The sequence below is a fragment of the Duganella alba genome (assembly GCF_009674495.1).
In the GTDB taxonomy this organism is placed as follows: domain Bacteria; phylum Pseudomonadota; class Gammaproteobacteria; order Burkholderiales; family Burkholderiaceae_D; genus Rugamonas; species Rugamonas alba.
Map to the genome: position 1 here is coordinate 54,470 of NZ_WKJN01000006.1, position 14,498 is coordinate 68,967.

General features: G+C 61.4%; 12 protein-coding genes. 11 read left to right on the plus strand and 1 reads right to left on the minus strand.

Annotated features, from left to right (window positions below):
- Positions 1 to 108: 108 nt before the first annotated feature.
- The 8 genes from GJ695_RS07650 (at position 109) to GJ695_RS07685 (ending at position 9,556) form a co-directional block, all read left to right on the plus strand.
- A complete protein-coding gene (locus GJ695_RS07650) occupies positions 109 to 1,146 on the plus strand; it encodes an NAD(P)H-dependent flavin oxidoreductase (RefSeq protein WP_154363506.1) in 1,038 nt (345 codons plus the stop codon).
- 15 nt (positions 1,147 to 1,161) lie between these two features.
- Positions 1,162 to 2,772 (plus strand): GMC family oxidoreductase, encoded by a 1,611-nt coding sequence (locus tag GJ695_RS07655; RefSeq protein WP_154363507.1) that lies wholly within the window; start codon positions 1,162 to 1,164, stop codon positions 2,770 to 2,772.
- Between the two features lie 106 nt (positions 2,773 to 2,878).
- The gene (locus GJ695_RS07660; RefSeq protein WP_154363509.1) at positions 2,879 to 3,649 is read left to right on the plus strand and encodes an ABC transporter ATP-binding protein; all 771 of its coding nucleotides are present in this window, start codon (positions 2,879 to 2,881) and stop codon (positions 3,647 to 3,649) included.
- Positions 3,649 to 4,356 (plus strand): ABC transporter ATP-binding protein, encoded by a 708-nt coding sequence (locus tag GJ695_RS07665; RefSeq protein WP_154363511.1) that lies wholly within the window; start codon positions 3,649 to 3,651, stop codon positions 4,354 to 4,356. Before GJ695_RS07660 ends, GJ695_RS07665 begins: the two co-directional genes overlap by 1 nt.
- 21 nt (positions 4,357 to 4,377) lie before the next feature.
- Complete coding sequence (locus tag GJ695_RS07670; RefSeq protein ID WP_154358030.1) at positions 4,378 to 5,574, plus strand: ABC transporter substrate-binding protein; 1,197 nt, start codon at positions 4,378 to 4,380, stop codon at positions 5,572 to 5,574.
- Between the two features lie 67 nt (positions 5,575 to 5,641).
- The gene (locus tag GJ695_RS07675; protein ID WP_154363813.1) at positions 5,642 to 6,526 is read left to right on the plus strand and encodes a branched-chain amino acid ABC transporter permease; all 885 of its coding nucleotides are present in this window, start codon (positions 5,642 to 5,644) and stop codon (positions 6,524 to 6,526) included.
- Positions 6,526 to 7,500: a branched-chain amino acid ABC transporter permease gene (locus GJ695_RS07680; protein WP_154363816.1), complete on the plus strand. Its 975-nt coding sequence runs from the start codon at positions 6,526 to 6,528 to the stop codon at positions 7,498 to 7,500. Before GJ695_RS07675 ends, GJ695_RS07680 begins: the two co-directional genes overlap by 1 nt.
- A gap of 7 nt (positions 7,501 to 7,507) precedes the next feature.
- On the plus strand, positions 7,508 to 9,556 hold the full coding sequence (locus GJ695_RS07685; protein ID WP_154363513.1) for a 3-hydroxybutyrate oligomer hydrolase family protein: 2,049 nt from the start codon (positions 7,508 to 7,510) through the stop codon (positions 9,554 to 9,556).
- A 75-nt stretch (positions 9,557 to 9,631) separates the two neighbouring features.
- Here GJ695_RS07685 and GJ695_RS07690 read toward each other — a convergent pair whose 3' ends face one another.
- The gene (locus GJ695_RS07690) at positions 9,632 to 10,798 is read right to left on the minus strand and encodes an iron-containing alcohol dehydrogenase (protein ID WP_154363515.1); all 1,167 of its coding nucleotides are present in this window, start codon (positions 10,796 to 10,798) and stop codon (positions 9,632 to 9,634) included.
- Between the two features lie 123 nt (positions 10,799 to 10,921).
- Between GJ695_RS07690 and GJ695_RS07695 the strand changes: the two genes are divergently transcribed.
- The 3 genes from GJ695_RS07695 to rsmG all read left to right on the plus strand — a co-directional run bounded on the left by GJ695_RS07695 (position 10,922) and on the right by rsmG (position 14,418).
- On the plus strand, positions 10,922 to 11,686 hold the full coding sequence (locus tag GJ695_RS07695; RefSeq protein WP_154358034.1) for a sulfite exporter TauE/SafE family protein: 765 nt from the start codon (positions 10,922 to 10,924) through the stop codon (positions 11,684 to 11,686).
- Positions 11,687 to 11,842: 156 nt separating this feature from the next.
- Complete coding sequence (mnmG, locus tag GJ695_RS07700; RefSeq protein ID WP_154363517.1) at positions 11,843 to 13,768, plus strand: tRNA uridine-5-carboxymethylaminomethyl(34) synthesis enzyme MnmG; 1,926 nt, start codon at positions 11,843 to 11,845, stop codon at positions 13,766 to 13,768.
- Complete coding sequence (rsmG, locus tag GJ695_RS07705; protein WP_154363519.1) at positions 13,768 to 14,418, plus strand: 16S rRNA (guanine(527)-N(7))-methyltransferase RsmG; 651 nt, start codon at positions 13,768 to 13,770, stop codon at positions 14,416 to 14,418. Before mnmG ends, rsmG begins: the two co-directional genes overlap by 1 nt.
- The last annotated feature ends 80 nt before the right edge of the window (positions 14,419 to 14,498 follow it).

The following is a 14,498-nucleotide window of genomic DNA, read 5'->3' on the forward strand; positions in this document are numbered from 1 at the left end:
AGAACTGTTTTGGGATAAAAAAAGTCGTCCTCAACGTTCGTTTGTTTACGCACATTTGACCCCTGTGGATATCCATATGCTTATCCACAGGTGCAAACAGGGGATTTGATGACATTCGCATCACTGTTTCCGCATCCAATCATCCAGGGGCCGACCGCTGGTGGTTTCAATACGCCGGCGCAAGTCGCCGCTGTGTCCAATGCCGGCGCGCTCGGTTCGCTGGCCTGTTCCTTGTTGTCGCCGGACGTCATCCGCGAGCAAACCGCGCAGATCCGCACCCTCACCGACCGGCCTTTTTGTCTGAATTTCTTCGCGCAGGAAACGCCGAAACCGTCCGCCGCCGAGGTGGAGCGAGCGAAGGAATTCCTGAAACCGATCTGGTCGTCGCTGGGCTGGAGCGAGCTGCCGACGCCGGCCCAATGGTGCGAGGATTTCGCTGCACAGTTTGAAACGCTGATCGCGCTGCGCCCTGCCGTGGCAAGTTTTACCTTCGGCATCCTCAGCGTGGAGCAGATCCAGCGCTTGCACGACGCCGGCATTTTGGTCATCGGTACGATCACCCATCCGGATGAAGCGCTGGCCTGGGAAAGCAGGGGCGCCGATGCGGTGATTGCTTCCGGCGTGGAGTCGGGCGGCCATCGCGGCACCTTCATCGGGCCGCAGGAAGACGCCAAACTGGGCACGTTCGAGCTGCTGCCGCTGGTGGTGGCGGCGGTAAATATTCCGGTGATTTCCGCCGGCGGCATCATGGACGGCGCCGATATCAAACGCGCGCTGGATGGCGGCGCGCAGGCGGTGCAGATGGGCACGGCATTCCTGGTCAGCGACGAATCGAGTATCGGCGCGGCGTACAGGCAGCGCTTGCTGACTGCTGGCGATCATCCAACCAGGCTGACGCGCACTTTTTCCGGCCGCTATGCGCGCGGCCTGGAAAACCGCTTCATGCGCGAGATGGCGGTGCATGAACATCTGCTGCCGCCGTACCCCGTTCAAAATGCATTAACGTCGCCGATCCGCGCGGAAGCGGCCAAGCGTGGCGAGACCGAATTGATGTCGCTCTGGTGCGGCACCGGCGTGGCGCGTGCGCGGCCCATGCCGGCGGCGAAACTGATAGAAATTTTGCTGGCGGAGATCAGCGCAACATAAATCAGGAGACTGTTTTTGGAATCAGCAGGCAGCTACGATTACATCATCATCGGCGCCGGCTCGGCTGGCTGCGTGTTGGCCAACCGACTCAGCGCCGATCAAGACAAACAAGTCCTGCTGATCGAAGCGGGCGGCCGCGACGATTATGTGTGGATACACATCCCGGTCGGCTATTTGCATTGCATCGACAATCCCCGCACCGACTGGAAGTTCCGCACCGAAGCCGATCCCGGACTGGGCGGCCGCAGCCTGTTGTACCCGCGCGGCAAAGTGCTCGGCGGCAGTTCGTCGATCAACGGCATGATTTACATGCGTGGCCAGGCCGGCGATTACGATCGCTGGGCCGCGCTGACCGGCGACGACAGCTGGCGCTGGGAGTCCGTGCTGCCGCTGTTCAAGAAGAGCGAGGACTATCACGGCGGCGCGTCCGATTTTCATGGCGCCGGCGGTTTGTGGCGCGTGGAAAAACAGCGTTTGTCCTGGCAGATACTGGACGCCTTCCGCGACGCGGCCGACCAGGTCGGCATCCACAAGGTCGACGATTTCAACCGCGGCGACAACGCCGGTTGCGGCTACTTCGAGGTCAATCAAAAGCGCGGCATCCGCTGGAATACGGCCAAGGCGTTTCTGAAACCGGCGTCGCGGCGGCCGAATCTGACCATCATGACCGGGTGTCACGTGGAACGTTTGCAGATCGAAAAAGGCGTGTGCACGGGCGTGATTTTTGCCGGCGGCGGCACGCGATTCACTGCCATTGCGAACAAGGAAACCCTGCTGGCGGCTGGCACCGTTGGCAGTCCGCAGATTTTGCAGTGCTCCGGCATCGGCGCGGCGGAGCAATTGCATGCGCTGGGCATCACGCCGCTGGTCGACCTGCCTGGCGTCGGCGAAAACCTGCAAGACCACCTGCAACTGCGCATGATCTACAAACTCGGCAAGAACGCGCGCACCTTGAACACGATGGCGTCAAATTGGTTCGGCAAGATGCGCATCGGCCTGGAATACGCGATGTTCCAGAGCGGGCCGATGTCGATGGCGCCGTCGCAGCTGGGCGCGTTCGCGCGTTCCAGCGCCAGCGAGCAGACGCCGAACCTGCAATATCACGTGCAGCCGTTGTCGCTGGAAAAATTCGGCGATCCCTTGCACACTTTCCCGGCGTTCACCGCCAGCGTGTGCAACCTGCGGCCGACCTCGCGCGGCCACGTGCGCATCGGCAGCGCCGATCCTTATGCGCCGCCAAAAATTTCGCCGATGTATCTAAGCACGGCGGAAGACCGCAAGGTGGCGGCGCAAGCGCTGACATTGACGCGCCAGATCGTCGCCGCGCCGGCGCTGAAGCAGTACGCGCCGGAAGAATACAAGCCCGGCATCCACTACCGCACCGAGGAAGAACTGGCCGAGGCGGCAGGCGCCATCGGCACCACGATTTTCCATCCGGTCGGCACCTGCAGGATGGGCCGCGCCGACGATCCCGCCGCTGTGGTGGACAGCGCGCTGCGCGTAAAAGGCGTGGCCCGACTGCGTGTTGTGGATGCGTCCGTCATGCCGTTTATCACCTCCGGCAACACCAACTCTCCCACCATCATGATCGCGGAAAAAGCAGCACAGCTAATCCGCGCCGTATAGGTTTAGATCAAAAAACGACGGTAGTTATACTGTATTGTTAGCTAATTTGTTACTGTGTATGATCTAGAAAAAATTGGTACTTTGAAAAGAATAACAGGGAGACAGGATGTCCGACGTTATCTTGGAAACAAAGCATTTGACCAAGGAATTCAAGGGTTTTACCGCGGTCAACGACGTCAATCTCAAAGTGCAGCGCGGGCACATCCACGCGCTGATCGGCCCCAACGGGGCAGGTAAAACCACATGCTTCAATTTGCTGACGAAGTTCCTGGTGCCGACCTCGGGCCAGATTCTTTTCAACGGCCATGACATCACCGCAGCGCGGCCGGCGCAGATCGCCCGCATGGGCGTGATCCGTTCGTTCCAGATTTCCGCCGTCTTCCCGCACCTGACCGTGCTGCAAAATGTGCGCATAGGCCTGCAGCGCCAGCTCGGCACCAGCTTCTTTTTCTGGCAGAGCGAACGCGCGCTGGACCGGCTCAACGAGCGCGCCATGCAGCTGCTGGCCGAGGTCGACCTGACCGAGTTCGCCGACACCATCACCGTCGACATGCCCTACGGCCGCAAGCGCGCGCTGGAAATCGCCACCACGCTGGCGATGGAACCGGAGCTGATGCTGCTCGATGAACCGACGCAGGGCATGGGCCACGAGGACGTGCATCGCGTCACCGAGCTGATCAAAAAAGTCTCGGCCGGCCGCACCATCCTGATGGTCGAACACAATATGAAGGTGGTGTCCGGCATCTGCGACAAGATCTCCGTCCTGCAGCGCGGCGCCATGCTGGCCGAAGGCACGTATGCCGAGGTGTCGACCAACGCGCAGGTGATGGAAGCCTATATGGGCACCGAAGCCGCCGAGCTGGAAGGAGCGCACTGATGGCGGCCGCACTGGACATTTCCAACCTGCAGGCCTGGTACGGCGAGTCGCACATTCTGCACAACGTCAACATGACGGTGCAGCCGGGCGAAGTGGTGACCCTGCTGGGCCGCAACGGCGCCGGCCGCACCACCACGCTGCGCGCCATCATGGGCCTGACCGGCGCGCGCAAGGGATCGATCAAGGTCAACGGCGCCGAAGCGATCGGCTTGCAGACGCACAAAATCGCCCACCTCGGCATCGGCTATTGTCCCGAGGAGCGCGGCATTTTTTCCTCGCTGTCGACCGAGGAAAACCTGATGCTGCCGCCGCATCTGAACGGCGCGGACAAGGGCATGTCGGTGGCGGAAATCTACGCCATGTTTCCCAATCTCGAAGAGCGCAAGCACAGCCAGGGCACCCGATTGTCGGGCGGCGAGCAGCAGATGCTGGCGGTGGCGCGCATCCTGCGCACCGGCGCGCGCCTGCTGCTGCTCGATGAAATTTCCGAAGGGCTGGCGCCGGTCATCGTGCAGGGGCTGGCGCGGATGATCACCACGCTCAAATCCAAGGGCTACACCATCGTCATGGTGGAACAGAATTTCCGGTTTGCCGCGCCACTGGCCGACCGGTTTTATGTGATGGAACACGGGCAGATCGTGGAGACCTTTGTTGCATCCGAGTTGAGCGCCAAGATGCCGGTGTTGACCGAGCTTTTGGGTGTATAAAACCATGGTAGGGAGACAAAAATGAAAATCAAAGCCATCGCCCTTGCAGTATCCGCTTGCGCAACCTTCTCCGCCCAGGCGCAGATTTCCGGCGACACCATCAAGATCGGCCTGATCACCGACATGTCCGGCCTGTACACCGACATCGACGGCGCCGGTGGCGCCGAGGCGGTGAAGATGGCGATCGCCGATGCCGGCGGCAACATCAACGGCAAGAAGATCGAGTTCATCTCGGCCGACCACCAGAACAAGGCCGACATCGCCGCCTCCAAGGCGCGCGAATGGTTCGACCAGCAGGGCGTCGACATGCTGATCGGCGGCACCAACTCCGGCGCCAACCTGGCCATGGCCAAGGTGGCGGCGGAAAAGAAAAAAGTCTTCATCTCGATCGGCGCCGGCTCCGCCCGGCTGACCAATGAAGAGTGCACGCCGTACACGGTGCACTACGCCTACGACACCATCGCGCTGGCGCGCGGCACCGGCGGCGCCATCGTCAAGCAGGGCGGCAAGAACTGGTACTTCATGACCGCCGACTATGCCTTCGGCCAGTCGCTGGAAAAGGATACGTCGGAAGTGGTGAAGGCGGCCGGCGGCAAGGTGATGGGTTCGGTCAAGCATCCGTTGTCGGCATCGGACTTCTCGTCCTTCCTGTTGCAGGCGCAATCGTCGGGCGCGCAGATTCTCGGCCTGGCCAATGCCGGCGGCGATGCGATCAACTCGATCAAGGCCGCCAACGAATTCGGCATCACCAAGAAGATGAAGCTGGCCGGCCTGCTGATCTTCATCAACGATGTGCATTCGCTGGGCCTGAACCTGACGCAGGGCATGTACCTGACCGACGGCTGGTACTGGGACCAGAACGCCGAAACGCGCGCCTGGTCCAAGCGTTACTTCGACAAGATGAAGAAGGAGCCGTCGATGTTGCAGGCCGCCGATTACTCGGCCGCGTCCAACTACCTGAAGGCGGTGAAGGCGGTCGGCACCGACGATTCGGACAAGGTGATGGCCTACCTGAAGGCGAACAAGATCAACGACATGTTCGCCAAGAACGGCACGATCCGTCCGGACGGCCGCATGGTCCACGACATGTATCTGATGGAAGTGAAGAAGCCGGCGGAATCGAAATATCCATGGGATTACTACAAGGTCGTGGCCACCATTCCGGGCGACCAGGCTTACGCCACCAAGGCGGAAACCAAGTGCAGCCTGTGGAAATAAGCTGAGTTTTGCACAGGGTGGGCGCCGCCGCGCCTGCCTTCCCCTGATACCCTGAATGTGGATTCCCATGGAAATCTTCGGCTATCCCTTGCCCATGATAATGAGCCAGCTACTGCTGGGCCTGGTCAACGGCTCGTTCTACGCGATGCTGTCGCTCGGCCTGGCCGTCATTTTCGGCCTGCTCAATGTGATTAACTTTTCCCACGGCGCGCTGTACATGATGGGCGCGTTCCTGGCGTGGATGGGCATCGAATACCTTGGCCTCAACTACTGGGCGGTACTGGTCCTGGCGCCGCTGGTGGTCGGCGTGTTCGGCGTTGTCATCGAGAAGACCATGCTGCGCCACCTGTACAAGCTGGACCACCTGTACGGCCTGCTGCTGACCTTCGGCATCACACTGCTGGTAGAAGGCGTGTTCCGCTCGTTCTACGGCGTCTCCGGCCAGCCGTTCCAGGTGCCGGAAGCGCTGGCCGGCGCGACCGACCTCGGCTTCATGGTGATGCCGAACTATCGCGGCTGGGTGGTGCTGGCGTCGCTGGTGGTATGTCTGTCGACCTGGTTCGTCATCGAGAAGACCAAACTGGGCGCCTACCTGCGCGCCGGCACCGAGAATCCCAAGCTGGTGGAAGCCTTCGGCATCAACGTGCCGCTGATGGTGACGCTCACCTACGGCTTCGGCGTCGCTTTGGCGGGCTTTGCAGGCGTTCTGGCGGCCCCAATCATCCAGGTGCAGCCCCTGATGGGGCAGAACCTGATTATCGTCGTATTCGCCGTTGTGGTGATCGGCGGCATGGGGTCGATCATGGGTTCCATCCTGACCGGTCTCGGCCTGGGCGTGATCGAAGGCCTGACCAAAGTGTTCTATCCCGAGTTTTCGTCCACCGTGGTGTTCCTGGTGATGGTGGTCGTGCTGCTGCTGCGTCCCGCAGGTTTGTTTGGCAAGGAAAAATGATGAACAAAAAAATTGGCTATCTCATCGCCTTTGCCATCGCCTTGGCGGCGCCGTTTATCGGCTATCCGGTGTTCCTGTCCAAGCTGCTGTGCTTCGCGCTGTTTGCCTGCGCCTTCAATCTGCTGATCGGTTTTACCGGCCTGCTGTCGTTCGGTCACGCGGCGTTCTTCGGCGCGGCCGGCTATGTCGCCGGCAATGCGCTCAAGCTCTGGGGCCTGCCGTTCGAGCTGGGCCTGCTGGCCGGCGTGGCGGCCGGGGCGCTGATTGGCGTGGTGATGGGGTCGCTGGCGATCCGCCGGCAGGGCATCTACTTTTCGATGATCACGCTGGCGCTGGCGCAGATGGTGTATTTCGGCGCGCTGCGGGCAGGGGAGTTCACCGGCGGTGAGGATGGCCTGCAAGGTGTTCCACGTGGAAGGTTCCTCGGCGTGATCGACCTCGCCAACGACACCACGCTGTATTTCGTCCTGCTCGGCATCTGCGCGCTGGCCTTTGCGCTGATCGTGCGCATCGTCCATTCGCCTTTTGGCCAGGTGCTGAAAGCGATCAAGGAAAACGAGCCGCGCGCGATTTCGCTGGGTTACGACGTCGACAAATACAAGCTGCTGGCCTTCGTGCTGTCGGCCGCGCTGGCCGGCCTGGCCGGCGCCAGCAAGACCGTGGTGCTGGGCTTCGAAACCTTGACCGATGTCCATTGGACGATGTCCGGTTTGGTTATCCTGATGACGCTGGTCGGCGGCATGGGCACGCTGGCCGGGCCGATGCTGGGCGCGATCATCATCATCGCGCTGGAAAACAAGCTGGGCGACTGGGGCACGCTGCTGGCCCAGGTCACCGGGATCGAGTGGTTTAACACCATAGGCGAAGCGGTCAACATGGTGGTTGGCCTGATCTTCATTGTTTGTGTGCTGTTGTTCCGGCGCGGAATCATCGGTGAGTTCATTGCGCTGGCCGGAAAGAAGAAACCAGTGTGAGGACGCTATGCAAATCAAAACCATTGTGCTGGCGCTGGCCGGCGCCGCAGTCGCCGCCTGCGGATCGAGCAACCATCATCATGACCGCGACGAAGACCTGAACTTCAAGCCAAACTATCTCGGCGATATCAGCAGCAAAACCTACGACGGCGTCAGCGACGATCTGCTGACCGCCGGTCTGGGCAAGACCGGACTGGCAGGCGCCACACCGGCCTACGCCGACTCCAACAATCCCACCGTCGCCGAACTGCGCCGCAACGCCATCCACGCCAATTACCGCGCGGTGCTGGATATCTCCGCCAACAGCGGCTACGGCACGCTGTACGGCCCGAACGTGGACGCCAAGGGCGTTGCCGGCACGGGCGAGGGCAAGATCGCTGGCACCGAATATCTCGCCTACACCGACAACAACGTGACCTTGATGGTGCAGGTGCCGGCCGGGTTCGATGTGAAAAATCCCTGCATCGTCACCGGCACGTCGAGCGGCTCGCGCGGGATTTATGGCGCCATCGGCAGCGCTGGCGAGTGGGGGCTGAAGAACAACTGCGCCGTGGCGTATGCCGACAAGGGCAGCGGCACCGGCCTCTACACCTTTGAAGACGACAGCGTGAACCTGCAGAATGGCCTGCGGGCCACGCGCGCGGCGGCCGGCAAGAACGCCATCTTTGCGCCGGCGCTGACCGATGCCGAGCCGGCGGCTTTTGCATCGGCGTATCCGGGACGCGTCGCCTTCAAGCATGCGCATTCGCAGCAGAATCCGGAAAAGGATTGGGGCAAGTTCACCTTGCAGGCGGTGGAGTTTGCCTTTTACGTGTTGAACGAAAAGTACGGTGCGCTGGCCAGGGACAACACGCGGCACGTGATTGCGCTTGATCCGAAGAACACGATCACGATCGCGTCCAGCATCTCCAACGGCGCCGGCGCGGCGCTGCTGGCGGCGGAGCAGGACAGCAGGGGCCTGATCTCCGGCGTCGCCGCGACCGAGCCGCAGATCCAGCCCAAAACTGCCAGCGGCTACACGGTGCGGCAGGGCGCGGCGGCGGTGACGGGGCAGGGCAAGGCGCTGTTCGATTACTCGACCTTTGCAGCGCTGTATCAGCCGTGTATTGCCGCGACGGCGGCGGCGCCGGGACGCTGCACGGCGCTGGTGTCGCGCGGCCTGTTGAGTGGCGCCGATCTGACAGCGCAGCAGAACGATGCCAAGGCGCGCCTGAAAGCCTACGGCTGGTTGCCGGATTCGGATGTGTTGCAAGCGGCGCACGCGGGCACCAACATCCTGGTCGCCGTCACCTACGCCTACGCTTACGGCAAGTTTTCTGTGACGGACAAGATTTGTGGTTTCACATTTGCGCAGACTGATGCGACCGGAGTGCCGTTGGTCTTTACGGCGGCGCAGAAGGCCAGCAGCTTCGCCACGCAGAACGGCATCATCGGCAGCGTGGTGTATGAGGATTCGGTGGGCGGCGCCAAGGCGTACAACTTCGGGGTGTCGCCGGTGAGCGGAATTGTGGATCAGTCGCTGGATGGTTTCCTGTGCCTGCGTTCGCTGGCGACGGGTGTGGATGCGGTGACTGGCATGGCGTTGACGGGCACGCTGGCCGCGCAGAGTGCGCGCATCAAGGCCGGCGTGACGGAGGTGGCGGCGAGTGGGAATCTGCATGGCAAGCCGGCCATTATCGTGCAGGGGCGTAGCGATACGCTGATACCGGTGAACTTCGCTTCACGTGCCTACCTGGGGTTGAATGCGTCGGTGGAGGGCAGCGGCAGCAAGCTGCGCTACATCGAAGTCACCAATGCCAACCATTTCGACTCGTTCACCAATGCCCTGCCGGCGAACATTGTGCCGCTGCACGTGTACCTGTTCCGGGCGTTGGATGCGATGTTGGCGAATCTGCGCAGCTCGGCAGCGCTGCCACCGTCGCAGGTGGTGCGGACGGTTACCCGTGCGGACAACACCACTGCGATCACCGTTGCCAATGTGCCGGCGTTCGCCACAACCCCAACGTCGGCGAACGCCATTACCGTAAGCGCGACAACAATCACAGTGCCTGATTGAGCGGCGCAGAGGAACCCGGCAAGTCGGGGTCTGACCCCTTTGGGGTCAGACCCCTGCGGCTCGCAGTGCGGGGAATTAAAACGCCGCAGTATAGATAGCCCTGGCATCCTCGCGCGTGACGAGGCGGGGGTTATTGCCGAGAAGCCGGGTCTGAAGCATCGCATCATCCGCCAACCGATCCAGATCCGACTCCTTGATCCCCACTTGCTGCAAGGTCCGCTCAATCCCCGTCACAGTGGCTATTTGTTGCATCGCAACAGCCAATGCCTCCGCCCTCGCCTCGACGCTGCCTGTGGCCGCCGGCACCACAATCTCCGCCAGTTCCGCATACAGCCCCGCCGCCTCCGGCGCATTGAACCGCAGCACGTGCGGCAGCACCAGCGAATTCGACAGCCCATGTGGCACGTGAAATATCCCGCCTATCGGATACGCCAGCGCATGCACCGCCGCCACCGGCGCATTGGAAAACGCCTGCCCGGCCAACATCGCTCCCAACAGCATGCCCTGCCGCGCAGCCAGATTCCCGCCATTCTCGCAAGCCATGATCAGATTCGCGGACAGCAACTGCAACGCCTTCCGCGCCAGCACATCCGACAAAGGGTTCTTCTTATGCTTGCTGGTATAAGCCTCAATCGCATGCACCATGGCGTCGATACCCGTGGCCGCAGTCACCTGCGCCGGCAATCCGAGCGTCAACTCCGCATCCAGCAATGCCAGATCGGCATAGAGCTGCGGCGCCACCACGCCCATCTTTGTGGTAGCACCGGTGGTCACGATCGCGATGTTGGTCACCTCCGAACCGGTGCCAGCCGTGGTCGGAATCTGCACCAGCGGCAGCCGCACACCCTTCACATTGCCGATGCCATAGATCGCGCTGATCGGTTGGCTGCTGCCGGCCAGCACCGCAATCAGCTTCGCCACATCCATCGAACTGCCGCCGCCCAGCCCGATAACAATGTCGGCCCGGAACGCCCGCGCAGCGCCTACCGCCTCCAGCACCACCACCTCCGGCGGGTCCGCCACCACCTTGGAATACACCTCGACCGCCAGCCCGGCCGCCCGCAGGCTGGCGACCGGATCGTCCACCAGGCCGGTTTTCAGGAAGCCAGGATCGGTGACCAGCAGGGCGCGTCCAGCGTCGGGAAAGCGCTGCGCGATGTGGTGGCCGAGCCGTCCGGCAGCGCCCAGTTCGGAAACGATGTTGGCCACGGTGCTGAAAGAAAAGGCAGGGAAATCTGTCATGACGGCGTCCATTCAGAAAAGACAACACCACCTAGCTTACTCCAAGCCATGCCGGATGCGCATAAGCTAGTGCAGATTTCTTCCGTACAATAGAGGCTTTTGCACGTTGGGGATGGCGGGATCATGGTGGACTTCTGGGTGTTAGGTATTGCTGCGTTTGGCGCAGGCTTGGTCGATGCGGTGGTTGGCGGAGGAGGGCTGATACAGCTGCCTACCATGTTCACGGTGTTCCCCAACATGGCGCCGGCCACCATCATCGGCACCAACAAGCTGGCCAGTATCTTCGGCACCAGCGTGGCTGCGGTCAGCTATGCGCGCCGGGTGACGATCGCCTGGTCGGTGGCGACGCCTGCCGCGATGTCGGCATTGGTGTTCGCCTTCCTGGGCGCCTTCACCGTCACCCATGTCTCGGCCGATTTCATGCGCACCGCGTTGCCGGTCGTGCTGCTGCTGGTGGCCATCTACACCTTCGCCAAGAAGGATTTCGGCAGCGTCCACGCGCCGATCCACTCGGGCACCAGGGAGCAGACGTTGGCGCTGGTGGTCGGCGCCGCCATCGGTTTCTACGACGGCTTCTTCGGTCCGGGCACCGGCAGCTTCCTGGTATTCCTGTTTGTTCGCGTGTTCGGCTTCGACTTCCTCGGCGCCTCGGCGGTGGCCAAGATCGTCAACGTGGCGTGCAACTTTGCCGGCCTGGTGTGGTTCGGCTACAGCGGCCACCTGATCTGGCAGCTGGGTCTGACGATGGCGGTGTGCCAGATCGCCGGTTCGCTGATCGGCTCGCGCATGGCGATGAAGCACGGCAGCGGCTTTGTGCGCAAACTGTTCCTGGTGGTGGTCTCGGTGCTGATCGTTAAAACTGGCCACGATGCATGGTTGCGTTGGTGATATTGTTTCACGTGGAACAAAGACAGGGACACTTCGGTGTCCCTTTTTCATTGTTTCACGTGGAACATCCGAACTATATTTTTGCCTAAAAAAGTCGCAGCACCAAAAAGACTCTATAATTTGACCTTGATCCCCTTCGCTTTAAATATCTCCACCATGTTATTTCCTACGAATTTCGACGTCATCGTTGTCGGCGGTGGTCACGCCGGGACCGAGGCCGCCCTCGCTTCGGCCCGCATGGGTCAGAAGACCTTGCTGCTCACCCACAATATTGAGACGCTGGGCCAGATGTCGTGCAACCCATCCATCGGCGGTATCGGCAAAGGCCATCTGGTCAAGGAAGTCGATGCGCTGGGCGGCGCCATGGCGATCGCCACCGACGAGTCGGGCATCCAGTTCCGCATCCTGAATTCCTCCAAAGGCCCTGCCGTGCGCGCGACCCGCGCCCAGGCCGACCGTATTCTGTACAAAGCCGCCATCCGTTCGCGTCTGGAAAACCAGCCGAACCTGTGGCTGTTCCAGCAGGCCGTGGACGACCTGATGGTGGAGGGCGACCGCGTGGTCGGCGCCATCACCCAGATCGGCCTGAAGTTTTTGGCGCCAGCCGTGGTGCTGACCGCCGGTACTTTCCTCGACGGTAAAATCCACGTTGGCCTGAACAACTACTCGGGCGGCCGCGCCGGCGATCCGCCAGCGATTTCGCTGTCGTCCCGCCTGAAGGAACTGAAGCTGCCGCAAGGCCGTCTGAAGACCGGCACGCCGCCGCGTATCGACGGCCGCAGCATCGACTTCTCGCAGATGACCGAGCAGCCAGGCGACCTGGACCCGGTGCCGGTGTTCTCGGTGATGGGCAAAGCCTCCATGCACCCTGAGCAGATGCCATGCTGGATCACGCACACCAACCAGAAAACCCACGACATTATTCGTGGCGGCCTGGACCGCAGCCCGATGTACACCGGCGTGATCGAAGGCGTCGGCCCGCGTTATTGCCCGTCGATCGAAGACAAGATCCACCGCTTCTCGTCCAAGGAATCGCACCAGATTTTCCTGGAACCGGAAGGCCTGACCACGCACGAATTCTATCCAAACGGTATCTCCACCAGCCTGCCGTTCGACGTGCAAATCGAACTGGTGCGCTCGATGAAGGGCCTGGAAAACGCGCACATCCTGCGTCCTGGCTACGCCATTGAATACGATTATTTCGACCCGCGCGGTCTGAAAGCGTCGCTGGAAACCAAGGCCATCAACGGCCTGTTCTTCGCTGGCCAGATCAACGGCACCACCGGTTACGAGGAAGCGGCGGCACAAGGCCTGCTGGCCGGCGTCAACGCCGCGCTGCAAACCCAGGGCCGCGAAGCCTGGACGCCGGCGCGTTCCGAAGCCTATCTGGGCGTGATGGTGGATGACCTCGTCACGCAAGGCGTGATGGAGCCATACCGCATGTTCACCAGCCGCGCCGAGTATCGCCTGAGTCTGCGTGAAGACAACGCCGACATGCGCCTGACCGAAATCGGCCGCAAGCTGGGCGTGATCGGCGATGCGCAGTGGGAATCGTTCGACCGCAAACGCGAGGCCGTGGCCCGCGAACTGGAGCGCCTGCGCTCCACGTGGGTAAATCCACGCATCCTGGAAGCTGCGGAATCCGAGCGCGTGATTGGCCAGGCTATCGAACGCGAATACTCGCTGGCCGACCTGTTGCGCCGTCCGGGCGTCGCCTACGACAAGCTGATGACGCTGAAAGGTGCCGATGGCCGCGACCTGGCAGGCCCAGGCGAGACCGACGAAGCGGTCAAGGAACAGCTGGAAATTCAGCTCAAATATTCGGGCTATATCGACCGCCAGACGAAAGAAGTGGAACGCCACGAGCACTACGAAAACCTGAAACTGCCGGAGAACTACAACTACCTGGACATCACCGCGCTGTCGGTGGAAGTGCGCCAGAAGTTGCATGCGCAACGTCCGGAAACCTTGGGCCAGGCATCGCGTATTTCGGGCGTCACGCCGGCGGCGATTTCGCTGCTGCTGGTGCACCTGAAGAAGGCCGGTTTCGGCGGTTTCGTGAATAAAGAAGAGGCAGCTTAATGAAGGTGTTTGACCGCAATGTAGTAGCGGATGTTTTGAAACAAGGCATCAACCAGCTGCAACTGGAGTTGAGCGAGGCGCAGGTGGAGCAGTTGCTGGACTACCTGGCCCTGCTGAACAAGTGGAATTCGGTGTACAACCTGACCTCGGTGCGTGACCCCATGGAAATGGTCAAGCTGCACCTGCTGGACTCGCTGACGGCAGTGCCGGCCTTCAAAGGCGCGACGAATGTGCTGGACGTGGGGGCGGGCGGTGGACTGCCGGGCATGGTGCTGGCGATCAGCCGCCCGGACATGAAGGTGTCGATGATCGACACCGTGCACAAGAAGACCGCCTTCCTGAACCAGGTGAAGGCGGAGCTGGGACTGGGCAACGTGACGGTGTACACGAAGAAAGTGCAGGAGCTGGAAGTGAAGACGAAATTCGACGTCATCACCTCCAGGGCGTTCGCGGACCTTTCCGACTTCGTCAACTGGTCGGGGCACCTGCTGGCAGAGGGCGGTCAATTCATCGCCTTGAAAGGCACGGCGCCGGCAGAGGAGCGAGAGCGGCTGCCAGCCCCATGGAAAGTGCAGAAACTGGAGCCTTTGGCGGTTCCAGGGCTGGACGCGGAACGTCACCTGGTGTTCATCCAGGCTGAAACGAAGTAAACGGTTTATACGGTATAAATGGTTTATATCATATAAATAGTATAAATCGTTTATATCGTTTATACCGTATAAATCAAAGC

What these genes read in the sequence shown, in the direction of transcription:
- GJ695_RS07650 (WP_154363506.1), top strand. Translation starts at nt 109, where the DNA reads ATGACATTCGCATCACTGTTTCCGCATCCAATCATCCAGGGGCCGACC.
- GJ695_RS07660 (WP_154363509.1), top strand. Translation starts at nt 2,879, where the DNA reads ATGTCCGACGTTATCTTGGAAACAAAGCATTTGACCAAGGAATTCAAG.
- GJ695_RS07665 (WP_154363511.1), top strand. Translation starts at nt 3,649, where the DNA reads ATGGCGGCCGCACTGGACATTTCCAACCTGCAGGCCTGGTACGGCGAG.
- GJ695_RS07670 (WP_154358030.1), top strand. Translation starts at nt 4,378, where the DNA reads ATGAAAATCAAAGCCATCGCCCTTGCAGTATCCGCTTGCGCAACCTTC.
- GJ695_RS07675 (WP_154363813.1), top strand. Translation starts at nt 5,642, where the DNA reads ATGGAAATCTTCGGCTATCCCTTGCCCATGATAATGAGCCAGCTACTG.
- GJ695_RS07680 (WP_154363816.1), top strand. Translation starts at nt 6,526, where the DNA reads ATGAACAAAAAAATTGGCTATCTCATCGCCTTTGCCATCGCCTTGGCG.
- GJ695_RS07685 (WP_154363513.1), top strand. Translation starts at nt 7,508, where the DNA reads ATGCAAATCAAAACCATTGTGCTGGCGCTGGCCGGCGCCGCAGTCGCC.
- GJ695_RS07690 (WP_154363515.1), bottom strand. Translation starts at nt 10,798, where the DNA reads ATGACAGATTTCCCTGCCTTTTCTTTCAGCACCGTGGCCAACATCGTT.
- GJ695_RS07695 (WP_154358034.1), top strand. Translation starts at nt 10,922, where the DNA reads ATGGTGGACTTCTGGGTGTTAGGTATTGCTGCGTTTGGCGCAGGCTTG.
- mnmG (WP_154363517.1), top strand. Translation starts at nt 11,843, where the DNA reads ATGTTATTTCCTACGAATTTCGACGTCATCGTTGTCGGCGGTGGTCAC.
- rsmG (WP_154363519.1), top strand. Translation starts at nt 13,768, where the DNA reads ATGAAGGTGTTTGACCGCAATGTAGTAGCGGATGTTTTGAAACAAGGC.